Annotated in this window: 19 protein-coding genes and 1 pseudogene; 6 read left to right on the top strand and 14 right to left on the bottom strand. The window is 34.1% G+C overall.

What is annotated here, in order from left to right; translation table 11 throughout:
• Nucleotides 1-50: 50 nt before the first annotated feature.
• The 5 genes and pseudogenes from ACZZZT_RS03970 to ACZZZT_RS03950 form a co-directional block, all read right to left on the bottom strand.
• On the bottom strand, nt 51-3,968 hold the full coding sequence (locus ACZZZT_RS03970) for an AAA domain-containing protein (RefSeq protein ID WP_463459482.1): 3,918 nt from the start codon (nt 3,966-3,968) through the stop codon (nt 51-53).
• A 44-nt stretch (nt 3,969-4,012) separates the two neighbouring features.
• Entirely contained in the window at nt 4,013-5,470 is a 1,458-nt protein-coding gene (locus ACZZZT_RS03965) for a DUF4011 domain-containing protein (RefSeq protein ID WP_463459481.1), read from the bottom strand.
• Nucleotide 5,471: 1 nt separating this feature from the next.
• On the bottom strand, nt 5,472-6,671 hold the full coding sequence (locus tag ACZZZT_RS03960) for a M48 family metalloprotease (protein WP_463459480.1): 1,200 nt from the start codon (nt 6,669-6,671) through the stop codon (nt 5,472-5,474).
• Between the two features lie 11 nt (nt 6,672-6,682).
• Nucleotides 6,683-7,302: pseudogene (locus ACZZZT_RS03955) on the bottom strand (NUDIX hydrolase).
• Nucleotides 7,303-7,602: 300 nt separating this feature from the next.
• Nucleotides 7,603-8,508 carry a LysR family transcriptional regulator gene (locus ACZZZT_RS03950; RefSeq protein WP_463459479.1) on the bottom strand — a complete coding sequence of 302 codons (906 nt, stop codon included), beginning with the start codon at nt 8,506-8,508 and terminating at the stop codon, nt 7,603-7,605.
• A 97-nt stretch (nt 8,509-8,605) separates the two neighbouring features.
• Here ACZZZT_RS03950 and ACZZZT_RS03945 point away from each other — a divergent pair, with 97 nt between their 5' ends.
• The 5 genes from ACZZZT_RS03945 to ACZZZT_RS03925 all read left to right on the top strand — a co-directional run bounded on the left by ACZZZT_RS03945 (nt 8,606) and on the right by ACZZZT_RS03925 (nt 13,562).
• Nucleotides 8,606-9,358, top strand: a complete 753-nt coding sequence (locus ACZZZT_RS03945; protein ID WP_463459478.1) for a type 1 glutamine amidotransferase domain-containing protein — start codon at nt 8,606-8,608, stop codon at nt 9,356-9,358.
• A 160-nt stretch (nt 9,359-9,518) separates the two neighbouring features.
• Entirely contained in the window at nt 9,519-10,676 is a 1,158-nt protein-coding gene (locus tag ACZZZT_RS03940; RefSeq protein WP_463459477.1) for an iron-containing alcohol dehydrogenase, read from the top strand.
• A gap of 417 nt (nt 10,677-11,093) precedes the next feature.
• Nucleotides 11,094-12,089: an NAD(P)H-dependent glycerol-3-phosphate dehydrogenase gene (locus tag ACZZZT_RS03935; protein WP_463459476.1), complete on the top strand. Its 996-nt coding sequence runs from the start codon at nt 11,094-11,096 to the stop codon at nt 12,087-12,089.
• A 121-nt stretch (nt 12,090-12,210) separates the two neighbouring features.
• Nucleotides 12,211-12,729: a transposase gene (locus ACZZZT_RS03930; protein ID WP_463459475.1), complete on the top strand. Its 519-nt coding sequence runs from the start codon at nt 12,211-12,213 to the stop codon at nt 12,727-12,729.
• Complete coding sequence (locus ACZZZT_RS03925) at nt 12,675-13,562, top strand: IS3 family transposase (RefSeq protein WP_463462377.1); 888 nt, start codon at nt 12,675-12,677, stop codon at nt 13,560-13,562. The genes ACZZZT_RS03930 and ACZZZT_RS03925 overlap by 55 nt, the downstream gene beginning before the upstream one ends.
• A gap of 107 nt (nt 13,563-13,669) precedes the next feature.
• Here the strand turns inward: ACZZZT_RS03925 and ACZZZT_RS03920 are convergent, their stop codons facing one another.
• From ACZZZT_RS03920 to ACZZZT_RS03905, 4 genes are all read right to left on the bottom strand, one after another.
• Entirely contained in the window at nt 13,670-14,077 is a 408-nt protein-coding gene (locus ACZZZT_RS03920; protein WP_042562934.1) for a hypothetical protein, read from the bottom strand.
• A gap of 115 nt (nt 14,078-14,192) precedes the next feature.
• Nucleotides 14,193-15,212 carry a phenylalanine--tRNA ligase subunit alpha gene (locus ACZZZT_RS03915; protein WP_042562935.1) on the bottom strand — a complete coding sequence of 340 codons (1,020 nt, stop codon included), beginning with the start codon at nt 15,210-15,212 and terminating at the stop codon, nt 14,193-14,195.
• Between the two features lie 100 nt (nt 15,213-15,312).
• Complete coding sequence (locus ACZZZT_RS03910; RefSeq protein ID WP_463459474.1) at nt 15,313-15,762, bottom strand: hypothetical protein; 450 nt, start codon at nt 15,760-15,762, stop codon at nt 15,313-15,315.
• A 153-nt stretch (nt 15,763-15,915) separates the two neighbouring features.
• Nucleotides 15,916-16,272, bottom strand: a complete 357-nt coding sequence (locus ACZZZT_RS03905; RefSeq protein WP_073397424.1) for a hypothetical protein — start codon at nt 16,270-16,272, stop codon at nt 15,916-15,918.
• A 557-nt stretch (nt 16,273-16,829) separates the two neighbouring features.
• Between ACZZZT_RS03905 and ACZZZT_RS03900 the strand changes: the two genes are divergently transcribed.
• Complete coding sequence (locus ACZZZT_RS03900; protein WP_463459473.1) at nt 16,830-17,393, top strand: CvpA family protein; 564 nt, start codon at nt 16,830-16,832, stop codon at nt 17,391-17,393.
• A 20-nt stretch (nt 17,394-17,413) separates the two neighbouring features.
• Here the strand turns inward: ACZZZT_RS03900 and ACZZZT_RS03895 are convergent, their stop codons facing one another.
• From ACZZZT_RS03895 to ACZZZT_RS03875, 5 genes are all read right to left on the bottom strand, one after another.
• Nucleotides 17,414-17,776, bottom strand: coding sequence for a hypothetical protein (locus ACZZZT_RS03895; protein ID WP_463459472.1), 363 nt, complete (start codon nt 17,774-17,776; stop codon nt 17,414-17,416).
• Nucleotides 17,777-17,782: 6 nt separating this feature from the next.
• On the bottom strand, nt 17,783-18,241 hold the full coding sequence (locus ACZZZT_RS03890; RefSeq protein ID WP_042562974.1) for a Panacea domain-containing protein: 459 nt from the start codon (nt 18,239-18,241) through the stop codon (nt 17,783-17,785).
• 173 nt (nt 18,242-18,414) lie between these two features.
• Nucleotides 18,415-20,820 carry a glycoside hydrolase family 95 protein gene (locus ACZZZT_RS03885; protein WP_463459471.1) on the bottom strand — a complete coding sequence of 802 codons (2,406 nt, stop codon included), beginning with the start codon at nt 20,818-20,820 and terminating at the stop codon, nt 18,415-18,417.
• Between the two features lie 412 nt (nt 20,821-21,232).
• Nucleotides 21,233-23,182, bottom strand: coding sequence for a sialate O-acetylesterase (locus tag ACZZZT_RS03880; protein ID WP_463459470.1), 1,950 nt, complete (start codon nt 23,180-23,182; stop codon nt 21,233-21,235).
• A gap of 101 nt (nt 23,183-23,283) precedes the next feature.
• Nucleotides 23,284-24,522 (bottom strand): glycoside hydrolase family 5 protein, encoded by a 1,239-nt coding sequence (locus ACZZZT_RS03875; RefSeq protein WP_463459469.1) that lies wholly within the window; start codon nt 24,520-24,522, stop codon nt 23,284-23,286.
• Nucleotides 24,523-24,581 lie beyond the last annotated feature (59 nt).

Raw genomic sequence — 24,581 nt, 5'->3', positions numbered from 1 at the left:
CTGCTTAATAAACTTAATATCTTAATGGTTCAAAATTTTATGCTTCTATTTTAATTACCGTCAACAGATTCTTTAAAATATTCTTTGGCAACTTTTTGAGCAATTAGTTTTCGTTTTTCTTTTAAGGCTTTATCTTCGCTGTCAAAAGCTTTTACCATTTTTTGTCCTTTCGTTCCTACTCTGCCGTATTGAACAATTATCGTATTGCCTTCGGTACAAATTTCCCAAAACTTATTACTTCCGTTTGAGGTATTCAGGTATCTTTCAAAATTAGTATTCGCGTTAGTTACTGATTCAGGATTATTTTCTGAGGCATTATTTTCGATTTCGATAGTAGTTTCTTCCATTTCTACATCATCAAAAAACGACTGATTGTGCAACGCTGCCCCAATCATTTTTAAAACTCTTGGTTTGTTTTCAATCCAGTCTTTCGAATAAATCTGGCAAACCGTCCAGCCGTTGGCTTTTAGAATTTCCGGTCTTAAAAGATATTGCTCCAGAATATCGTTATTCGCATAATGAAGATCATCGTCAATCATAATTCCTAAAACAAACTCTTCATCTTCTGCCGCTTTCTTGATTCCTAAATGGCATTTAAATTTACTTTGTCCAATATTTTGCGTGGCGAAGTAGCCCATTTTCTCCACTTCTGACTGAATTTGATTAGCGATTAAACTCGACGTTTCAATTTTGTTTTTACTATTTATCGAATTCAGAACATTATTTGCCGCTTCCAATTGTCCCAAACTAATCAATTCCGCATATTGAAGGTATTTTCTAAAGTAATTTGCGCCTTCGTTGTATTCGTTTTTAATGTCCGTATATTTTATAGAACTCACGACGCACATGCTTTTCTTGGCTCTGGAGAAAATTACGTTCAAGCGTTTTTCACCGCCGCGTTTGTTGATTGGTCCAAAATTCATCAGCATTTTTCCCGTTGGGTTATAACCATAACACGTACTCATGATTATAATGTCGCGTTCGTCTCCCTGCACATTTTCGAGGTTTTTCACAAAAAGTCCAACAAACTGGTTATTTTCAATACGTTTGTATTCTTCTTCAATCAGGTTTTCAAAAACTTTATCATCAATACAGATATTTTCAATTGCCGTTTCAATTTCGTTTTGCTGTTCCATCGAAAAAGCAACAATCCCAATACTTTGTTCCTTATTCTGAATCAAAAGTTCGCGAACCATATTGGCAATATATTGCGCTTCCAGCGTATTAGAACGCGCATTATAAACTCCTTTTTGAATATAATGATAGGATATTGGCTTAGAGAACAAATGATCCAGATTGTTTTTTGCCTCTTTTACATCGTTCACTATGATCGCTTCCCCCACTTTGCTGTGATCTTTTAAATCAGGAATCGTCAACAATTTACTGTCGTAAAACGAAGCATTCGAAAAACCAATCAAAGCTTCGTGTTTGCTTCGATAATGCCAACCCAACATAATTGATGGGAATTTGCGCGCGCCCTGTGTCAGGAAACTATCGGCATCTAATGAGAAATAATCATCATCATCCTCTGTGGCGTCCGTCCATAAATCGTCCTGATTTCCGGAGGAACTTCCGAAGAAATTACTTGGCGGCATTTGCATTTCATCTCCAACAATAATGGTTTGTTTGGCTCGATATATTGGCACAAGTCCTTCTTCGAGCGTAATCTGACTCGCTTCGTCAAAAATAACAACATCAAAATAGTTATCATCAACCGGTAAAGTATCTGAAACACTCAACGGACTCATTAACCAAACGGGTTTTATTTCTCGGATAATCTGTCCGGAATCTGAAGACGCCAATTCGCGAATCGATTTAAATCGAATGCTTTTGCTGAATTCATTTTCCAGAATTTTTCTTCCTTCGGTAATCGATCTTTTGCTTTCTTTTTGTTCCGATGTCATTCCGGAAACCGACATTTCAGAAGTTAGAATCAACTCTTTTAGATTGCTGACCTGTTTTGCAATGATGTATTTTCCGTTTAGTTCTAATAAATCGGCATACATTCTTTTTACTTTTTCGATAGAAGTATGCAGCAAATCCATGTTGAATTTTTTATGCGTGTAATTAATCGCATAATATTTCTCTAGCGATCTTTCTGCCAAAGTAATTTTTAAATGATCAAGCGGAATTTTAGTTCCTTTTAATAATTGAATAACCGATGGATTTACATCTTGTATTTCATCAAAAAACGAAGCGTACAAGTCAAAATAAGCTTTCTTGGTATTGATCGCTGTAATTTCGTTTTCAATGGTCGATAAACTTAAATTCTCGTAATTTTCGATACTATCACACAAAGACGAATTGACTTTTAAGAACATATTCTTAATTTCCGAAACTTCTTTTCGTTCTTCTGCATTCAGGTTTTTGGCAAAATCCAGAATCGTAGCGTCCAATTCTTTTTTAAGCGTTTCGGTATGGTATTTTAATTCGAATAAATCGCCAAGATTGTAATTACTTTCAAAATCACTTTTTAAAGTATTGAATTTCTCTTCAAGCTCAAATTGGGCAATATAATTTTCTAAAACAACCGACAAACTTGGTTTTACTGCATGTTTATTGAGATCATAAACGGCAAGAATTTCATTTTTTGTCTTCTTAAAATCAGAACTTATAAAATTAAAAAAGCTGTTTTCGTTTTTTCTGATGATTTCCAACGCCGTTTTGGCTTCGGTTTCAGATATTGTGTTGGTCCAATACGGATATTGTTTGGCCAGTTTTTCAATATCAGATCGCAGCTTCAATAAAGTCTGAACATCTTTTTCCAGCGATCTGAAAAGAGTACTGTTTGGTTCTAATAATTCGGCAACATTATTATCAAAATAAATAAAAGTGCCGATTGCTTTTCGAAGGAATTTATGAATCTCAAAAAACGTATCAATTTTTGGCGGAATCGAAACAAAATCCAGTCGTTCTGAAATGTTTTCCAATAATTCCTGACTGTTTTCTAAGTCCTTTTTTAAATCTGAAATATGTGGGTATTTACGAAAGGCATCCATTTTTAAAAATCGGAACGGATGCACAGAGAAAAACTCAGATTGATTGGTTTCCAGATTTATTGCGAACAGTTTCTCGAATAATTCATGGTTTTTGTTCCAGTCTTCCAATCCGGCTCTGTCGTCGAGCGTGTTTAAATTGTCTAATAATGCTTTGTGCGAATTCGAAATCAAAACATCAAAAATAGATTTGATCGTAAGATTAGTTTCAGCATCGATTCTGGCATTCATAAATTCATGAAAAATCGCCACTTTATTGATTTCAGCATCAATTTTCTCAACGAGTTTATTTCGCGTTTTTGCTATCGCTTCAAAATTATTTTTGGATGCTGTAAAGTCGTTAAAAGTTTGTTTCAGATCAAAAATAAACTCTTTTTTATCGGCCTGCGAATCGTGAATCAAACAGCATAAATCGTCTAAGCCCTGATTTTTAAGTCGGTAAAAAACAACATCTAATGCCGCACGTTTTTCACAAACGAATAAAACCTTTTTATCATTGGCCACATAATTTGCAATCAAGTTGGCAATGGTTTGCGATTTTCCTGTTCCCGGCGGACCTTGTATAATATAGCTTTCTCCAGATTCTGAATATTTTACAGCATTGTTCTGCGTAGGATCGCTCGCTACAACATTAAATGTTTTGGTAAAACTGTTGCCGGATTCTAATTCATTTTTAAAATCTTTTTGTGCCAATGAATTAAACAAACTCTTGAAAACATTATTCTCAACATCATTTTCTATCACCTGATTGTAATCGCGAACCAGAGACATTTTTTTATAATTAAAATTGCCTAAGATTAAATTGCAAGTATCAAATTCCCAACGAAATGGATTTGCCTCGCCTTCATCAAGCTGATAAAATTCTCTTTCGATGGTTTTATTTTCATTGAAAAAATGAGGATTCTGTTTAATATCGCTATTAATAAGATATTCTAAAGATGAAGCCTGTTTGAAAACATAATTTCGGAACAACTCTAAACCATACGGCTGATAATTTTCAGGTTTATAAGAATAATTCAGGTTTCTTTGATCCTGAATGGCTTCTCTTTTTTGGAACGTTTATTAAACTGCGTCAGAATTTGTTTTGCCTGCGAATGAATCAGTTTTATTTTTGGTTTTTCAATATAATCCAGAACAATTCCCGAACCATTTTTCTCGACTTGAATTCTTAATAATTCATAGATTTCTTCGATTTTAGTTTCAGAAAGCTGAATTCTTTCGGGCAAACGAATATCATATAAATCTTTTAGCATGTTGGCCAAAACAGGATTTATCTCGACTTCAGAATCCAGGAATTCCAGTGTATAATCGTCTTTTACACCTTTTTTCTTTGTTAGCGTAACCGATGCCAAAAGCAAAGGCGAAACTATTTTTTCTGAACTATCTTCTTTGGTATTAAACCAGTTCAGATTGCATAAAACGAGTTTTAATTGACTAAATCCGTATTCGTTAATGTCTTTATTGGCTTCTAAACGAATTTTATCGAGCGTAGGAACGATATACGTATTGTCTTGAAATTCTAAATATTTGTTGAGCGAAATCGTACTGGTATTGCTGATTTTTTTGGAGATTTCAGCATTCCAGTAAAAAATAGCATTTGGATCGATATTCTCATAATTCAATGCTTGCGGAACAGACGAAACGGTAAGATTCAGGAATTTTAAATTCGGCTGAAAATACAAAAGTCGGTTTCGTTTACTGTTGTCAAATAATCGGTTTCGAAGTTTCTCGTGAATAAACTGATTCTTATTCTGAACTTTTGCGTCGATCAAATGTGATAAATCATATTCGGTTTCCGGATTGTAATCTCTGTAATTCTGCAGTTTTTCTACAATTTCGTTTAAATCCTTCCAGCGATTTTCGCGATTCAATTCCGTCATTCCCAAAATAATATTGGCAATCGCAGGATTTATTTTGCTGTTCAGGAAGTACATTTTCTTGCGATATTCTACAAAACGTTTTACATCTTCAATATCTGTAAAATCAAATTGCAAAGCGATACTCGCCAGAATCATTCCCAAAACAAAAATATCTGTCAACGGATCATGATGGTCAAATTCAAACTCAAAACAACTGTAATCTTTTACATAAACCGGTTTTTTAGAATCTTCTAAATCATCTTCAGAAACACTTTTGTCACTATATTCTCTTTTTACATTTTCTCCAATTTCGGTAGTATTAAAATGTTCGCCAGAAATTTCAAACGCTCTGCTTCTACTTTTAAAGAATGCCGAAATTACTTTCGAATTATCTTGTATTTCAAAAGCATTATCCAAAATATGAAAATGTTGATTTTCGATATAAATCGTCGAAATATCCTGCAGCGACGCCACTTTTCCCTGATTGTGAATAGCAGCAACTGTTTTTAACAAAGGCATTATTATGGCAATAATATCATCGTTGGCAAATACTCCTTTTTGAAAGTTTTCGGTAATAAATTGATAAAAAGCGGATTCCTTAATGGGTGTAATCATCTTAATAAGTATTTTCCAGGTCAGATTCTAAAATAGTATTTAAGGTAGTTGTGCAATTTTGAGCAAAGGCTTTATAGGTTTTCTCGGTAAGATTCAGTTCTTTTTTGAGAATCGTTTTCATTTCATCTTCTAAACTTAATTGTTCCGAAATATCCAGAATATGTCCAATAAATGCTTCTTTCAAATCCGAATCGCACAACGCAAAATCGAGCATTACATAAGCATAATATTCTTTTAGATTTTTCTTGCTGTTTTCTATTTTCAGTTTGAAGGCATCGTCTATAAAAGCGTCTGTTTTTTTATCTGAATTCGAAAAATATTGTTTGTAGAGTGCTGTACAATATTCAGATTGTGTCCATTTTGGTTTTAGAATAATCGAGATTAATTCTTTTGTAGTATCAAAAACCAGTTTTTTATTGAATAAATTGAGTTGATGCAAATCGGTTTTTCCGGAAATAATCTTTTCTACTTTCGAATAAAAATTGGCGTTATCATTTTCGAAAATTTCCAGAGATTTAGCTCTGATAAAATTCTCCGGATGTGTTTCTCCGTCAGAACCTTTTTCTATTCTTTCCAGAATTTCATTGGCTTGTTTCAAATAACTCTCTGCCGAAACTTTTTCTAAACCTGTATTTAATTTCACTAATGTCTGAATCGTGGTATCCAGACTTCCGCTGACTTTTAGAGCGCCTAAATCACAATATAATTCGGTATAAAGCTGATATAATCTTGCGGTTTCGTAATAAAACAATTCGCTGTTATTATCACTTGCAATGGTATTGATAATTCTGTTGGTGATTTCAAAATCGCCATTTTCCAGATTAAACAACAAAATGTGCGATAATTCATGTCCGAACAAAACCAGTAATTCGTCTTCGTTGAGCAATTTTAAAATCGTTCCTGATAAAATAATGTGGGCTTCATTTTCAAAAAAAACAACTCCGGCATTATTATCCGTACTCTGCGATTGATAAATCGTAATCGGGACAATGATTCCAAGTTTATCTTTTGCTTTGTTTAAAATTTCATAAACTTTCGATTCCGTTTCCGGATCTATTCGATAAGAGTTCTTTAATAAATCAGTTTTAAAGGCTTCTTGCTGTTCTGCTTTTACTTTTTCTTCAGAAAACCAAGACCAGGTTTTGTCTTGCTTCTTAAAATAATCTCTTAAATCAGAATGGAATGGAAATGGTTTGATCATTATAATTTAGTTTAAGCAAATTTTATTTCAAAATGGAAGCCTCTTTCTATCAAATCATTATATTTCAGTTTATTAAACTTAAATAATTTTGCCGGACGACCACTTTTTATGGGCGAAAATTTGTCTGTTTCTTCTAAAAATCCATAACTCAATATTTTTTTCTGAAATTTCTGCGGTCAATTTCTTTCTCTAAAATCGTGCAGTACAAATTTTCAAGATCAGAAAATAGAAATTCTTCGGGAAGTAAATCAAACCCAACAGGCTCGTAAGTAAGTTTGGCCTTTAATCTTGAAATCGCTTTTTTGATAATTAAATTATGGTCGAATGCCAAAGAAGGAATTTCGTCTATTTTGTACCATTGTACTTTATCGGCATCTGTATCTGCTTTAATTTCGAGATTGGAAGCATCGACCAAAGCATAATAAGCGACAGAAATAACACGGTTTCTGGAATCCCTGAAAATATCATCTCCAAAGGTGTAAAGCTGTTCCATAAACTTTAATTGCACATTGGTTTCTTCATGCAATTCTCTAATTACAGCGTTGCTCAACGATTCATCATTTTTTACCAAACCGCCAGGAAGCGCCCAATATTTTTCGGCAGTACCAAATTTTTGTTCTATTAAAAGCACATATAAACTGTTGTTTTTATATCCAAAAACAATGGCATCAACTGCGATTCTAATATTTTGAAGATTTTCCATAACTCAAACACATTAACAACAAATATAACTATTGAAGTTTCCCGTTGTTATACTAAAACGAAAAAGTTTGCCACGAATTTTAATCTGTAGTGTTTTTTATGCTTGCGAAGAAGTTTGCCACAAATTTCACGAATTTTCACGAATTAGTTTTTGATCTCATAGTGAACAAAAAATTCGTGTTAATTCGTGAAATTCGTGGCGAAAAAAAATAATTCGTGGCGAAAAAAATTACAACCTATTGCCCAAAAATAATTTTAATTCTTTAGAAATAGCGTCAAAAAAAGAATTTAAATTATTGTTTTTAGCGGTCAATAAGTATACAAATTCCTCAGGAACGTGAAAACTATTCCATACCAGTTGCAATTTGTTTTCTTTAATATATTTTCTCGCATTACAATTCCAGGTTATCGCAAGTCCCGAATTTTTGGACAGCATTTCCAACATTTCAGATTCTGATGGAATGATATAATTAGGCACCATCGAAGGCCTTTTTTTACTGAAAGCGTGCAACCAGAATAACTTGATATGCGGAATTCTTGCATCATGACTGTACCATTTTTGGTTGTTAAGCCATTTTTCAGTTTCTGTATAATTATCTGCTTTTAATTTCTGGCGGAATTCTTCGATATTTAAATTCATTGGCGCGACCATGATCAGTTTAATTTTGCCTACGATTTCATAAATAGTATCGAATGTATCATATCTTTTTGTTGTAATGGCAAAATCAAGTTTTTTAGCATCCACAAGTGCAAAAAGCGCATCATCTTCGGCAAAAGTAAAATCGATAAAATCAAATTTAGAGATCAAAATACTTCCACAGCTGTTGAATAAATCTTTTGAAACACCAACAGAAATTAACCGGACAGAATCTTCTGCTTTTGCCCTGAATCCGTTTTCAACAGTTTCTAATCTGTCGAGCGCGTCAATAATTAAATTATTCAGTAACTTAGCGTACTCTGTTGGTTCTACGCCTTTTGATTTTCGGTTAAACAACTTATAACCAACATGTGCCTCTAACATAGCTATTTGCTGACTAACCGCGGGTTGGCTCATAAACAACTCTTTTGAAGCGACAGAAAAATTTCCATTTTTATATACAGACTTAAAAGTTCTGTACCATTCCAAATTTACCATGATATAACTTTATTTATAACAAACATAGTTTATTTTATTTTTACTAATATCACATAAACCGTAAATTTGATCAAAATTTAAACATTGATAATAAGACATGAAAAAAATCGCATTAATCGCAATAATCGTATTAACAGCTGGCTTTTCGGCAACAGCTCAAAAAACAAAAAAGATGAAAAAAGTATTATTTGTTGTCACCAGTAACGACAAACTGGGCAATACAGGGGAAAAAACCGGATTCTGGTCAGAAGAATTTGCTGCTCCTTATTATGAACTATTAGATAAAGGTGTAGAAATTACCATTGCATCACCACTTGGAGGCCAGCCGCCAATTGACCCTAAAAGTGCAGATCCATCATCAGCAACAGAAGACACAAAACGTTTTGACGCTGATAAAACATTACAGGAAAAATTAAAAAACACTCATAAGCTTTCGACTATTAACCAAAGAGATTACGATGCGGTATTTTATCCTGGAGGTCACGGTCCGCTTTGGGATTTAGTTGAAGATAAAAATTCAATCGCCTTAATCGAATCTTTTTATACTCATAATAAACCGGTTGCATTTGTTTGTCACGCACCAGCTGTTTTGAAAAATGTAAAAGTAAAAGGTGATTATTTAGTAAAAGGTAAAAAAGTAACCGGTTTTACAAACGAAGAGGAAGAAGCTGTTGGTTTAACCAAAGTGGTTCCGTTTTTATTAGAAGATGCTTTAACTCAAAATGGAGCAAAATTCTCAAAAGGACCAAATTGGGCTCCTTATTCTGTAGAAGATGGTCTTTTAATTACAGGACAAAACCCGGCTTCGTCTAAATTGGTCGCTGGTAAATTACTTGAAAAATTAAAATAAAAAGGTTCTAAGTTGCTAAGATTCTAAGTTACTAAGATTTTGGAAATCTTTAGAAAACTTAGACACTTAGTATATCAGAAATTATTAATAAAAGATCTACGTTGCTAAGATTAAAAAACTTAGAACCTTAGCAACTTAGCATCTCAGAAACTCAAAAAAAATGCTAAACTTTGAATTATATAATCCGACAAATCTAATTTTCGGAAAAGGACAAATTGAAAAACTTTCGACTTTAGTTCCAAAAGATGCTAAAATTCTTTTGGCGTACGGCGGTGGAAGTATTTTTAAAAACGGAATTCACGAACAAGTAATCAAGAATTTAAAAGGTTTTGATATTGTTGAATTTGGAGGAATTGAGCCAAATCCGCATTTTGAAACGTTGATGAAAGCGGTTGAAGTTATCAAAGCAGAAAAAATCGATTTTATTCTGGCTGTTGGTGGCGGATCTGTTATTGATGGCGTGAAATTTATTTCGGCAGCCGTAAATTTTGACGGAAATCCTCTTGATATTTTACAAAAACGTTTGTTGATTAAAGAAAATGCAGTGCCTTTTGGAACTATTTTGACTTTGCCCGCAACAGGAAGCGAAATGAATTCCGGATATGTCGTAACGATTAAAGCTACTCAGGAAAAATTAGCTTCTGGCGGAAGTGCTTTGTTTCCTAAATTCTCTATTTGTGATCCAACCGTAATTGAATCGTTGCCAAAAAGACAATTGCAAAATGGTGTTGTAGATGCTTATACCCACGTAATGGAGCAATATTTAACGTATCCGCACGAAGGTTTTTTACAAGACAGAATCGCCGAAGGAATTTTACAAACGTTAATTGAAGTGGGTCCAAAAGTGGTAGAAAACCCAACGGATTATGCATTGGCATCCAACTTTATGTGGAGCTGTACGATGGCTTTGAACGGATTGATTCAAAAAGGAGTTCCTTCTGATTGGGCAACACACATGATTGGTCACGAATTAACAGCATTATACGGAATCGACCACGCACGTACTTTGGCGATTATAGGCCCAAGTTTATACAATGTAATGTTTGAAACCAAAAAAGGAAAACTGGCACAATACGGAAGAAGAATCTTCAACTTAACAGGTTCTGATGACGAAGTTGCCAAAGAAGCGATCAATAAAACAGTTGAATTTTTCCACACCATGGGAATGGATACTAAACTGTCTCAATATACAGATGATTACACCAACACAGCAGATTTTATTGTAAAACGTTTTGATGAAAGAGGCTGGAAAGGTCTTGGCGAAAACCAATTGGTAACTTTAGATAAAGTAAAATCGATTGTTGAACTTAGTTATTAAGGAATAAAATTCCAAAATTTTTAAATTCCAAATTCCAATTGCACACATAGTTATTGGGATTTGGAATTTATTTTTGGAATTTAAATTCTAACGTTTGGATTTTGGAATTTTAAAATATTGGATTTTTTTTGATTTTTTAAATCAAAAAAGGCGTTCTTAAAATATTTAGGAACGCCTTTTTAAAATACTAAAACAAAACTAACTAACTCAATTTTTGCTAAACTCATTAAAATTCTAATTTATAAAGAGTTATAACGCAACTATTAAATTATTATTGTGTAAAGCATAAAATATTTTTGATAATTATTTAGAACTAGCTGAAAACCATTGTTTACAGACCTTGTTTTTAAATTTCTTAAATCAGATTTTGTATTATTACTACATTATTAAGTACTTTTGCTTTAAATTATTAAAATAATGAGCGAAAAATTAAAGTTTGCAGTAATTGGAGGAGGGAGTTGGGCAACGGCAATTGCTAAGATGTTATGCGTAAATCTTTCAGAAATAGCTTGGTATATGCGTAATGATGCTGCCATAGAGCACATTCAAAAATACAAACACAACCCAAACTATTTAAGTTCTGTCGAATTTGACACTACTAAACTTAAATTGACCAACAATATAAATGAAGCAGTTGAATATGCAGATTATGTAATTTTTGCTATTCCGTCTGCTTTTTTAGATGCTGAATTAAAAAATCTTACTGTTTCTTTAGCAGATAAAATTATCTTCTCGGCTATTAAAGGAATTGTTCCTGAAACAAGTTTAATTGTTGGAGAACATTTTCATATTCAATACGACATTCCTTATTACAATATTGGGGTTATTACCGGTCCTTGCCACGCAGAAGAAGTAGCGTTAGAAAGACTTTCGTACTTAACCATTGCGTGTGGCGATCCGGACAAAGCCAGCATTGTAGCAAAATCTTTATCAGGAAATTATATTAAAGCCAAAATCTCAGACGATATCATCGGAACTGAATATGCAGCGATGTTAAAAAACATTTATGCCATTGCAGCCGGAATTGCGCACGGTTTAGGTTATGGTGATAATTTCCAATCAGTAATGATGAGTAACGGAATTCGTGAGATGAAGAAATTCATCAGAAAAGTGCATAAAATGAAACGTAACATTAATGACTCGGCTTATTTAGGCGATTTATTGGTTACAGGATATTCCGTATTCTCCAGAAACAGAATGTTCGGAAACATGATTGGAAAAGGCTACACCGTAAAAAGTGCGATGATGGAAATGAGTATGGTTGCCGAAGGTTATTACGCCACCAAAAGTGCTTATAAACTAAATCAGGGTTACGGCGCCAAAACGCCTATTATCGACGCCGTTTACAGCATTTTATACGAAGGAAAAGATGCAAAATCGGTTTTTAAGAAACTGACTGAGTCTTTGGATTAAAGAAAAAAGAGTATAGAGAATAGAATAAAGAAAATAGACTTTTGTTTATGACATAAAAAAAGAGCCAAGATCTAAATATGAACATGTCCCAAAAAGTTAGACACTATTTGGGGCATTTTTTATGGAAAGAAAAGTAAAGTATGACTATGCATTTAAGTTAGAATGTGTAGAATTGGTTTTAAAGAAGCATTATTCAGATGGGTATGTTTCAAAATTAAAACAGACTGCAAGATGGAATATTCGTAAGTGGGTCAGTTTTTATAAGGCATATGGTAAAATTGGTTTATTGCCACGAATGAATCAAAGCTATTCAGCCGAATTTAAACTAAAAGTACTCAATAGCATACAAAAAGAATCTCTTTCCTTGATGCAGGCTGGCATAAGATTTAATATTCCCAATATGTCCATAATTTTAAAATGGAAAAAAGATTTTGCTAACTTTGGGCTAGCAGCATTACAACCAAAACAAAGAGGCAGACCCATATCGATGAGTGATAATAAAGGCAAAAAACGTAAATCAGACAAACTCCTTACAAGAGAGCAAGAACTGCTGAAAGAAAACGAAAGACTTCGCTGTGAGAATGAATTGCTAAAAAAGCTTCAAGCCTTAATTCAAGCCAGGAAAAATCCAAAGCCATAAACGAATTAAGGCATAAATTTGGTTTGGAATTACTTCTGGACCTAGCAAATATGGCGCGCAGCAGTTTTTATTATCATCAAAAACAAAGTAAATCACCTGATAAATATAAAGAAACTAAAGAACTGATTAAAGCCATTTATCAAAAGCATAAAGGACGCTATGGCTATAGAAGGATAACCGATGAACTGCAAAACAGAGGGGTGCTTATCAATCATAAAACAGTTCTCAGATTAATGAATCTATTAGGGCTGAAAAGTGTTATTAGAGTAAAAAAATATAAATCTTACAAAGGTGAAAATGGTAAAATAGCTCCAAATATACTGGAACGAAATTTTAGGGCACAAGCCCCAAATCAAAAATGGGCAACCGATATAACAGAGTTCAACGTAGGGGGAAACAAATTATATTTATCACCAATAATTGACTTGTTTAATCAAGAAATAATCAGCTATGAAGTTACGGAGAGACCAGTGTTCAATCAAGTGGTTATGATGCTGAGAAAAGCCTTTAGAAAAATACCAAACAATACAAATTTAATACTTCATTCTGACCAAGGCTGGCAATACCAAATGAAACATTACCAACATTTATTAGAACAAAAAGGAATCAAACAAAGTATGTCAAGAAAAGGAAACTGTTTGGATAATGCAATTATTGAAAACTTCTTTGGAATATTAAAATCTGAAATGTTTTATACTCAAAAATTCAAATCAATAGAACAATTAAAAAAAGAAATTAATAGATATATAATCTATTACAATAATGAAAGAATTAAATCAAATTTAAATAAAATGAGCCCGATAAAATATCGAGCTCATTATTATCAAACTTAATTATAAATTTGTCTAAACTTTTGGGTGCAGTCTAATAATTAGTCTTGGCTCTTTTTTCTTTTACTATTTTGTAAAGTCTATTTTCTTTATTCTATTCTCTATTTTCTTTACTTCACCATAACTCCCTCAACAAACAAAATCGGCACTTCTTCTGTATTATTTTCGCTAATTAGGTTAGATTTGAAAATGAATTTCTTGTCGTATAAAGTATTTCCGATGAAGAAAGTTACCATGAATTCATTGTTTAAAACCAAAAGGCTTTTTTCGATCATTTCAATTTTTACTACAGAAACAGCCGGAACCTCAACAAAAGCGTGGCGTAAAACAGATGTTTTTTTCATTTCGCCATCGATAGTTCCAAATGCTTTTGAAACTACCATAACGCTGTCGAGATTAAAGTCGCTATCGTTTACAAGATAAGCGTACCACACTTTCTCCATAAAATCGTCGCTCCATTCCTGAACTGCGGCTAAAAATACGTTTTCTACTTCGGGGATTGTTATATCTTTTTTCATCTTTATTTAAAGCTTTAAAACCTTTGTCAAAGTCTAAACTTCAACAAAGGTTTATTGTATTAATGAGAATTATATCTTCAGAATTAATCTGAAATCTACAATCTAATATCTAAAATTAAATATTGGCTTTGAATTGCTCTAAGAAACGAACGTCATTTTCGTAAAACATACGAATATCACCAATTTGGTATAATAACATTGCAATACGCTCTACTCCCATTCCGAAAGCAAAACCGTTGAATTCATCTGGATTGATATCGCAATTTTTAAGAACATTTGGGTCAACCATTCCACAACCTCCAATTTCTAACCAGCCTGTTCCTTTTGTAATACGATAATCCGTTTCTGTTTTTAGTCCCCAATAAATATCAATTTCGGCACTTGGTTCCGTAAACGGAAAGTACGACGGACGTAAACGGATTTTTGATTTTCCGAACATTTCTTTGGTAAAATAAAGTAATGTTTGTTTCAAATCTGCAAACGACACATCTTTGTCAATGTACAAACCTTCAACCTGATGGAAAATACAGTGCGAACGTGACGAAATGGCTTCGTTACGAAATACACGCCCCGGAGAAATAGTACGAATTGGCGGTTTATGATTTTCCATATAACGTACCTGAACAGATGATGTATGCGTACGCAACAACACATCAGGATTTGTCTGAATGAAAAATGTATCCTGCATATCACGCGCCGGATGATATTCCGGTAAGTTCAATGCCGTAAAGTTATGCCAGTCGTCTTCGATTTCCGGACCTTCGGAAACGTTGAAGCCAATGTTGGCAAAAATATCTATAATTTGGTTTTTTACGATAGAAATAGGATGACGTGAACCAATAATAACAGGCTCTGATGATCTTGACAAATCTCCAAAAACCCCTTTTACTTCTTGTTTACTTTCAAGCTCTTCCTGAATAACTCTTACTTTTTCTTCAGCTACGGATTTTAAAGTATTTATTACTTGTCCGAAATCTTTTTTCTGATCGTTTGGAATATTTTTAAACTCTGTAAAAAGTTCTTTTAATAACCCTTTACTACCTAAATATTTAATTCGGAACTGCTCTAAAGATTCTTTATTTTTATCATTAAAGGCTTTTGCTTCCTCTATATGCTGTTTTATCTTGTCTATCATTTTCCTTCAATAATTGAGAATACAAATTTACATAATTTGTTTCAAGTTTAAAGTCTAAAATTTAAAGTTTCCCTTCACAGGTTACGATATTCATTTATAACTATTTTATTAAACTTATTTTGCTTTCGATTTCGCGGACTCTGCCCAGCCAAAAATCTATTCCATCCTGATTTTTAACAATCTCTTTTTTAAAATTTGATGAAATAGCATTTAACTTTCCCCAGTTTCTTTGGTTATCCTTATCGCGTTCCATTTTTGTAGTGGGTTCTATTCTGGTTCGCCAAAAATCAATATTCTTAAGATAATTTACTTTTAAATCTTCAAAATATTCTATTAATTTTTCTTTTGAATTAGGAATATATCCCGGACCGTTGCATCCGCAAGAATGAAAAGTAATTCCAACAGAATATAAGCTTTTAATATGTTCCCATTTTTTTACATCATCCTTTTTTGGCGATTCAAAATCAAGCCCCATATTAGCCATTAACTCACCACATTCCGGACATTTAGCTTCAAAAGTTGATTGTTCTCCTTTTTTTATATCTCCCATAAGCCTCCTTTTAAATGTTTTACAACAATTAAAACAAGCATGATGAGGTTTATAAGCTACCATTGCATATCTACACATTTCTTTCTTTTTTAGTGTTCAATCTCAGTTTACAGTCACAGTTACAAACTGAAAACTGAATACTGCGACTGTAAACTATTCAATAAGTTCTCTTTCTAAAAAATAACTTACAATCGCTTCTTTCATTAAAACTGATTGTTCGCCTGCTTTTAGCGGTGGTAATTCTTCTTTTACTTTATAATGTGGCCATCCGTCTTCATCAAAATATTCGAATTCATAAAATCCGTAAGGCTCTAATAATCGGCAAATAGCGATGTGCATTAAGTTTAATTTTTCATCTTTTTTGAATTCTCTATGAATCTTTCCAAATTCCTGAACTCCGATTAGGTAAATAATGGCATCTAAATCTAAATCTTCGCCTTGCGAAAATTGATTTGAAAGTATATCGACGAGCTTTTCCCAACGCTCTTTTAATTGTGTATCTCTTGACATATATATTTGTGATTTTAGATTTTAGATTTTAGATTGCTGACTTAAAAATCTAAAATCTGCAATCTCAACTCTAAAATAGATTTGCAAAGATACGGACTTCAAATCCAAAGACCTAAAATTAACGGTTTGCCTTATTGTATAGAGAAATTACCCACGGATTATACGGATTTAACTGGTTTACACAGGTTTTTTTATTCTTAAAGTATATTTTCAGCCACACCTTTTTTAATCTGTGTCAATCCGTTAAATCCGTATAATCTGTGGGCTATAAAAATACAAAGGAATTAAAAATGGACTTTTTGTAGAATTGCCCACGGATTTAACGGGTTTTACTGATTAACACAGGTTTAGTTTTTTCATCCCGTAAATCCATGGTTTATTTACGCAAAAACTTTAGCTCTTCACTAGCCAACTAATTTTAATCAGCGTCAATCCGTTTAATCCGTATAATCTGTGGGCTATAAAAAAAACCTCTGAACCTTTGCATCTCTGAACCTCTGCGCCTTAAAAACTAGATAATTCTTTTATATTTGCGCCTCAATAAAACGACAGAAAATATGAGTGTTTTAGATATGATTTTGGGTGCGCTTTTGGCTTACAGTTTATACAAAGGAATTAAAAATGGCCTTTTTGTAGAAATTGCTTCTTTTATTTCTTTATTGCTCGGAATCTATTTAGCGATTAAATTTTCTTCTTTTATGACAGAAATAATCTCAAAACATGTTTCCTGGAATCCAAATACGATTCAGGTTACAGCTTTTCTGCTAACATTTATTCTGGTTGTAATTGGTGTTTATTTATTGGCCAAAGCCTTAACTGGAATTGCAGATTTTGCTCAATTGGGCTGGCTGAATAAACTGGGCGGCGGATTTTTCAGAATCCTGAAAACGATCCTGATTGTAAGTATTGTAATTGCGCTGTTTGAGAAAATAAATTTCGACAATACCTTTGCCAAACAAGAAACTTTAGACAAATCTATTTTTTATAATCCCATTAAAAAAGTAGCGGGTTTTGTTTATCCTTCTATCGAAAAATGGTACGAGGAATTTAAAGAAAATCATGTTAAGAAAACATCTGAAACCGAAAAGGAAAAAGAAACTGAAACTGAAAAACAAGAATAATTCATTAAGAAGCTATTCTTTTATTCGTCTTCATTAAGATGTTTCGGAAATAAATTTTTCAGAATAATCAACATCATTCCAATTACATTTACAGACGAAGTTGTCAATAAAGTAATCAATACATTTTCTGAAAGATTCAGATGCAGTAAATTATCATTAAAATATAAAATAGACACTACAGCAGCTAGCCAAAGAAAGATAATGATGGCGAAAATATAGGTTAAATGCCTTCTAAGTCTGGTGTCTTCTAAAAAACGACCTACTTTTGCGCTTCCCAATCTGTCTTCAAGAATCTGATTTTGCAGGCGCGCTTTGCTAAGGTCTTCAGGGGTTAATGAAGAACTATTTGCAATTGAAATTTGGTTAAGATTTAGGGAGGACATATAAGCTTAAATTGGTTTTAACTTAGTTTTATAATGTTCAAAAATATCATCATCAGAAATAACAGCATTAGAATCTTTGCGGTAAACTTTTCGCCACGGCGTACCGTCGTTATGCGTTAATGCGCTTAAATAAATACCGTCAAATCTTCCGTAGACTTCCCATATTTTATCTAAAAATTTCTCGTCTTCGCTAGTGATTTTTTCGTCTTTTAAGGCATTCGGAATTTTCTCTGTTATTTTTTCTTTCTTGTATTGCTTGATGCTGTAATACAAAGATGGAAAAACAGGCCCAAAATCCCAGGCAATAGGACTTTCGTCCAGCAATCTTTCTTTTTTATCTGTTAAGGCCAAATACCATCCATAAGCAATATAAGTTAGCTTAATTATTTTCATTGGCGTAAGATCTCCTGTTTTGGAATATTTATCTATGAAATAATTGGCGACTGTTGTTGGATTGTAAGTCATAATCATAATATTTTAATCAAAGTTAATGAAAATAACTTTGTGACAAAATTTTAAGAACTTATTGTAATGTAAATCAGTTGTTTTGCTTAATATTTAAAAGCAAACCCGAATATAGTAAACCCGACAGGTTTTTAAAACCTGTCGGGTTTGATAAAGATTATGCTTAGAACTTTCTACCAGTTTATTTCTAAACTTTCCCCTTTTTTCAAAGTGACGTTTTGTTTTTTATCCCCGCTGATTAAGTTTGTTTTTCCTCCAATTTTAGAAGAAACAGTAACTTTCTTTAAAATTTTATTTTCCCATTCCATTACGATTTCAAAACCTCCACGGGCACAAATCCCTTTTACAGATCCGGTTTCCCAGGCATCCGGCAAAGCGGGTAATAATCGGATTTCGTTTTCGTTTGACTGAACCAGCATTTCTGCAACGGCTGCAGCGCCACCAAAATTCCCATCAATTTGAAATGGAGGATGCGCGTCGAATAAATTCGGATACGTTCCTCCGCCTCTTCGTGGAGTTGCTGTTTTCTTTCCGTCGGGATCTACGTATCTCAATAATTCCCTAAACATTTTATAAGCACGGTTTCCATCCCAAAGCCTTGCCCAAAGATTGATTCTCCATCCTTTTGACCAGCCAGTGGTTTCATCGCCTTTTATCTCTAAAGTTTTTCTCGAAGCTTCGGCTAAATCAGGCGTTTTCTCCGGTGTAATATGATCGCCGGGAAAAAGTCCGAATAACTGCGATTGATGACGGTGTTTTGGATCTTTATCTTCCCAGTCAAAATACCATTCCTGCAAATTTCCTTTTTTGCCAATTTGATACGGATATAATTTTGAAAGCGCCGTTTCTAATTTTAGTCTGAAATCAGCATCAATATTTAGAACTTTCGAAGCTTTTATTGTTTTCCCAAAACATTCTCTAATCATGGCCAAATCTGCCGTTCCGCCATACATTGTTGCGCCAACAAAACCATCTGGTGCAATGTATTGATTTTCGGGTGAAGTGGATGGCGATGTAATTAAATTTCCGTTTTTATCGGTTATCATCCATCCTAAAAGAAATTCTGCTGCGCCTTTCATCAAAGGATAGCCTTCTGTTTTCAGGTAATTTTTATCTTGTGTAAAAACGTAATGTTCCCAAATGTGTGTACTCAGCCACGCTCCCGCTATTGGCCAGCAAGCCCACATTGGATCTTCTTTACCAAATTGTCCAACGGGATTTGTCATTGCCCAAATATCCGAATTATGTGCTGCGGCCCAGCCTTTGTTTACGCCATAAAAAGTTTTGGCCGTAACTTTCCCTGTTACCGAAAGGTTTTTTATGAAAGACAAAAGCGGCAAATGCATTTCTGAAAGATTGGTGTTTTCGGCAAGCCAGTAATTTTCTTCCAGATTAATGTTCATCGTATAATTACTGCTCCACGGCGGGTTTAAATGAGGATTCCAAATTCCTTGTAAATTTGCCGGAACACCCAGAGTTCTGGAACTGCTTATTAATAAATAACGCCCGTAATTGAAATAGAGAATTTCAAGGTTTTTATCTTCTTTTCCGTCGGCGTAGCGTAATAAACGTTCGTCTGTTGGTAAATCCGGAGCGGTTGTTTTGCCTAAATTTAAATCAACACGGTTGTAGAATTTTTGATAATCAGTTGTGTGCGATTCTTTTAATTTATCGAATGGTTTTGCAAATGCCTTATTCATATTTTGCACTGCAATTGCTATATCGTCTAAACCTTCACTTGCGGGATTTTTGTCAAAACCATTAAAACTTGTTGCAACAGAAACATAAATAATGGCTTCCGTCGCATCTTTTAAACTTAAAGATTCTCTTGAATTTGTAATTTTTCCGTCGGTTTTTTTGATTTGAATTAAAGTGGTAAATTTTGTTCCTCTTTCTTGTATATCCAGATATTTTGGCAAAACTGTATATCCTGCATTTTCGTGAATAGGTGCAGAACCTGTCATTACCAGAATATTATTTCTCACTTCAACATTTGATTTTAGTAAACTCTTTAAATTGATATCGAAATTTAAAGTGCCTTTGTGATCGCTTGTCAACTTGATGATCATAACTTGATCCGGTGCTGAAACAAAATATTCACGGGTATATTTTACGCCAGCCATTTCGTAGCTTACTTTTGATATTGCATTCGAAATATCCAGCTCACGATGGTAATTGACAGCTTTTCCTTTCTCAGAATTATTGATTTCTAATGTTCCCAAAGGCGCAAAAGATTCAGAGTTTTTACCCTGAATTTTTTTGTTTAATTCCTCTGCCAGTTTGTAGTTTTCGTTTTTTAAAGCTTCACGAATTGCCGGAATATTTTTATACGCTTCCGGACTCATATTGGCATTTACGGGTTCACCAGACCAAAGTGTGGCGTCGTTCAAATAAATTTTATCTGCATTTGCACCGCCAAAAACGGTTGCTCCCATTTTTCCGTTTCCTAAAACCAAGCTTTCTTCAAAGAATTCTGCGGGTTGATTGTACCATAAAACATGTTTGGATTGTGCGGTCATGTTTATGCTGAAAGAGGCGAATAGTAAAATGAAGAATGTTTTTATGAGGCTTGATTTCATGTATTCTTTTTTTGATTTTGAATTCGGTTAAATATATGCCGTTCCTACGGAACTTTGTTATCATGCTCATTCTTATCAACGGATTAATCCCGAAGCTTCGGGACGTTGCTACAATATAGGTCGTTCCTCCGGAACTTTTGAGAGAGCCTTCGGCTCGGATTATTTTGTAGGGACGGATTTCAATCCGTCTTAACAATATGGATATTCAAATCTATCCAATTTTCTGAATTATTCGATTTCTTGGCTTATAAATAGGTAAATATCTCGTTTAACGGTTTCGCGCGTGAGGGATAGGAGTTAGCTACCGAAGTAGCACGGATAGCCCGACCGTATTTGCGAAAGGCGCACATAAGCGGTTTGTTAAATAGCGCCTTTTGTAAATACGGTCACGCCCAAATGTCACACCAAAATATTATTTACTAACCTTATATATTTCGTTTGCTGTAATCATTTCCCAATTATCGGTTCTGAAAGGCGATGCGGGGAATTTTTCTTTGTTGAATAGATTGATTTCCGTATCGTCGTCTGCCCAACCGTAGTGAACGGCAACGGGATTTTTTACTTCGTCGCTCGAAACTATAATCGTGTTGCCTTTTATGATCGCTTTCGCGGAATGAAAAACTTTGTCGGCACCAGCGATTTCGAATCCTTTTACGGTTTCTGAATTATCAAAAGTCGATAATCCTGAACCAATGTTATCGAAAGTCAGAATAATTTGATTGCCTTTTATTTGCTGAGATTTAAAAGTTGGTCCGCTGTAAATTTGTTTTTTGCCGTAAACATTGTTTAATGCAATGGCGGCCAAACGTAATCCGACATCTTGTTTGTTTGTTGGGTGAATGTCTTTTGCGTTACCGATATCTGTGGTTACGACCATTCCTGTATTGGGTACTTTTAAAGTTTCGGATTGTGCTTCGCGAAGTTCTGCCCAACGGCTTCCGACTTTACTGTTTCCGTTGAATTCGTTGAAAGTCGATAATTGTACGAAATAAAAAGGAAAATCGCCTTGTTTCCACTTTGTTCTCCAATCCTGAATCATTAACGGAAATGCTTTTTTGTATTGTTTTGCGCGCCAAACATTGGCTTCGCCCTGATACCATAAAACACCCTGAAACGCATACGGAACTAACGGATTGACCATTGCATTGTATAACAATGATGGATAACTGTTTGGCGAAATAGCAATTTTTACCTGAATGACATTGAATTTCCAAAGTCCTTCGAGTGGAATATTACTGTCTTTAAATTGAATTTTTAAATCAGCAGGATCGCCGTAAATGCCGCCACCGCCTGAATAATCTGCAATGCGAACTGCGATTACATTTTTTCCTTCTTTTAATGTTCCTGCTGGAATTTTATAAACTCTTAATGCTTCCCAAATTTTATTGGTTCCTACTTCAACTCCGTTTACATAGGTAATATCTTCGTCGTCTACTTTTGAAAGATGTAAAACGGACTCGCTTTTTGCTTGTTCTGCAGTTAACGTAATTGTTTTTCGCATCCAGACTATACCGTCAATATTGCCTATTTGTTGGTTTTCCCATAAAGATGGTACTTTTATTTCTGGCCAGTTTTTATCTTCAAAATTGAAGTCTTTAAATTGGTTTTCATTTTCCATAGAAACATCAAAACCCTGAACTTTCTTGATATTATCTAAAACTGATTTTTTATACACTTCAAAAACGGCATCCATATCTACCTGAGGAACATCTGCAATCATGGTTTTGAATTCATCGCTTTTTTGAAACGCTTCGTGGCTTGTCCAGGTTTCTACATTGGTTCCGCCCCACGATGTATTTATAATTCCGATTGGGATTTTTAATTCAGCATATAGTTTTTTGGCAAAGAAGAAACCTGCCGCTGTAAAATCACGAATGTTTTCTTTATTGGCAACTGCCCATTTTCCTTGTTTTAGATCTTCTTTTGGACTTCCGCTTAAATCTTGTGCAACTCCAAAATGGCGAATCATTGGATAATTAGAATCGGCCATTTCTTTTTCAGCGTTCATGACTTTGTACATCTGAAATTCCATGTTCGATTGTCCGCTGCAAATCCAGACTTCGCCAACCAAAACATCTTTGATTACAATTTTATTTTTTCCTGTAATGATTAATTCAAAAGGTCCGCCCTCTTTTTCGGCAGACAGTTTAATCATCCATTTTCCATCTTTATCGGCCTGAATGGTTTTGGTTTGTTTGTTAAAACGAACCTCGACATTTTCATTGGCTTCTGCCCAACCCCAAACCGGGATTTCTTTGTTGCGCTGCAACACCATTCCGTCAGAAAACAACAATGGCATTCGCACATTTGCGTTTGCCATTATACTGAATATCAAAAAGATAAAAACTTTATATTTTTTCATTTTGTGCATTTTAAACCATATAAGTGATATAAGTAAATATAAGTTATACCGAATAAAAAACTTACATTTACTTATATCACTTATATGGTGAATTTTAATTTTTACTGCAATCCTTCTTTTAAAGCTGTTAAAGCCTGAGTATCAAAAACGCTATTATCGCTTCTTTTAAAGATTCCGAAACCTTTGTCTCCTAAACTTCCTTCGTCCCAATAAAAAGGTAATAATCCGTTTGCTTTAGCAGTTTTAACAACTGTTTTTAAATAATAAGCTCTTGAAGCCAAATGTAAAGTTAAGGCATCGCCGGTTAAAGTCGTTCTGCGAATGGCGCCAAATTCTCCTAATAAAACAGGAATTCCTTTATCTACAAATTGGGTTTTCATTAATTTGAAGTTTTTCTCTAAATCTGCTTCTTCTCCCCAAGTTGCATTTCGTTCTGTATCTGTTGTTGAATGGTAATTTTCTCCCCAATAATAGAACATTTTTCCCCAGGTTTCGTCTTTGGTTAGACCGGCAAAATTCCATGGTGAATAATAATGTACTTCTACCATCATTTTGTTTGCCACTTTATCAGTTGGCAATGTCAGCATTAGTTTGTTTGTTTTTTCGATGTCTGTTGTTGGTCCCTGAATTACTAAAACACGATTGGCATTTTTTCCTCCGGTAGAACGAACGGCATCAATAAAAGTTTGGTGATATGATGTTAAAACAGCCATTTGTGCAGCATCTTCAACAGCTGGTTCATTGGCACTGGCAAAAAGTACATGCTCATCAAAACCACGTAACTGTGTTGCAATTTGTTCCCAAAAAGCTTTTTGTTTGGCATTGTTTTCTACTTTTTTGGCTTCGGTAATATTGTTTTCCAGCCAACCGCCGTCCCAGTGAATGTTTACAACAACATACATATCGTTATCTACGCAATATTGCACTACTTCTTTTACTCTGTTTAGCCAGTCTGTTTTGATTTTGGCTGTAGCCGAATTTTCTAAATACTGGTTCCACGAACACGGAATTCGAATGGCATTAAAACCGTTTGCCTTAACGGCGTCGATAAGTGCTTTGGTTACTTTAGGATTTCCCCACGCGGTTTCTCCTCCGGTTGCTTCAAGCGTGTTCCCAATGTTCCAGCCTAATTTTATTTTGGCTGCTAATTGCACGGCTGTACTTGACATTCCGCTTGCATCTGAAGGGATTGGGTTTGTATTGTAACTTGGATATAAGCCCTCAGCTACAATTTTTTGTTCTTGTTTTGTTTCTTCTTTATCTGAACTGCAAGCCCAAAGACTTAAAAAAGAAAAACATAATGCGGTGCTTAACAGATAACGTTTTACAGTGTTTTTCATTTGGTGTGGTTTAATAGTTAGTTATAAGTTTTATTCAGGCAACTTCATTTTTTATTTAT

Source organism: Flavobacterium sp. AC274 (assembly GCF_979258275.1).
Note: the sequence above shows the minus strand (reverse complement) of the source record. Positions and strands in the feature narration are given on the sequence as shown.

Bases quoted from the DNA above. Each gene is read 5' to 3' on its own strand.
- ACZZZT_RS03965 (WP_463459481.1), bottom strand. From the start codon at position 5,470: ATGATTACACCCATTAAGGAATCCGCTTTTTATCAATTTATTACCGAA.
- ACZZZT_RS03960 (WP_463459480.1), bottom strand. From the start codon at position 6,671: ATGATCAAACCATTTCCATTCCATTCTGATTTAAGAGATTATTTTAAG.
- ACZZZT_RS03950 (WP_463459479.1), bottom strand. From the start codon at position 8,508: ATGGTAAATTTGGAATGGTACAGAACTTTTAAGTCTGTATATAAAAAT.
- ACZZZT_RS03945 (WP_463459478.1), top strand. From the start codon at position 8,606: ATGAAAAAAATCGCATTAATCGCAATAATCGTATTAACAGCTGGCTTT.
- ACZZZT_RS03940 (WP_463459477.1), top strand. From the start codon at position 9,519: ATGCTAAACTTTGAATTATATAATCCGACAAATCTAATTTTCGGAAAA.
- ACZZZT_RS03935 (WP_463459476.1), top strand. From the start codon at position 11,094: ATGAGCGAAAAATTAAAGTTTGCAGTAATTGGAGGAGGGAGTTGGGCA.
- ACZZZT_RS03930 (WP_463459475.1), top strand. From the start codon at position 12,211: ATGGAAAGAAAAGTAAAGTATGACTATGCATTTAAGTTAGAATGTGTA.
- ACZZZT_RS03920 (WP_042562934.1), bottom strand. From the start codon at position 14,077: ATGAAAAAAGATATAACAATCCCCGAAGTAGAAAACGTATTTTTAGCC.
- ACZZZT_RS03915 (WP_042562935.1), bottom strand. From the start codon at position 15,212: ATGATAGACAAGATAAAACAGCATATAGAGGAAGCAAAAGCCTTTAAT.
- ACZZZT_RS03910 (WP_463459474.1), bottom strand. From the start codon at position 15,762: ATGGGAGATATAAAAAAAGGAGAACAATCAACTTTTGAAGCTAAATGT.
- ACZZZT_RS03905 (WP_073397424.1), bottom strand. From the start codon at position 16,272: ATGTCAAGAGATACACAATTAAAAGAGCGTTGGGAAAAGCTCGTCGAT.
- ACZZZT_RS03900 (WP_463459473.1), top strand. From the start codon at position 16,830: ATGAGTGTTTTAGATATGATTTTGGGTGCGCTTTTGGCTTACAGTTTA.
- ACZZZT_RS03895 (WP_463459472.1), bottom strand. From the start codon at position 17,776: ATGTCCTCCCTAAATCTTAACCAAATTTCAATTGCAAATAGTTCTTCA.
- ACZZZT_RS03890 (WP_042562974.1), bottom strand. From the start codon at position 18,241: ATGACTTACAATCCAACAACAGTCGCCAATTATTTCATAGATAAATAT.
- ACZZZT_RS03885 (WP_463459471.1), bottom strand. From the start codon at position 20,820: ATGAAATCAAGCCTCATAAAAACATTCTTCATTTTACTATTCGCCTCT.
- ACZZZT_RS03880 (WP_463459470.1), bottom strand. From the start codon at position 23,182: ATGAAAAAATATAAAGTTTTTATCTTTTTGATATTCAGTATAATGGCA.
- ACZZZT_RS03875 (WP_463459469.1), bottom strand. From the start codon at position 24,522: ATGAAAAACACTGTAAAACGTTATCTGTTAAGCACCGCATTATGTTTT.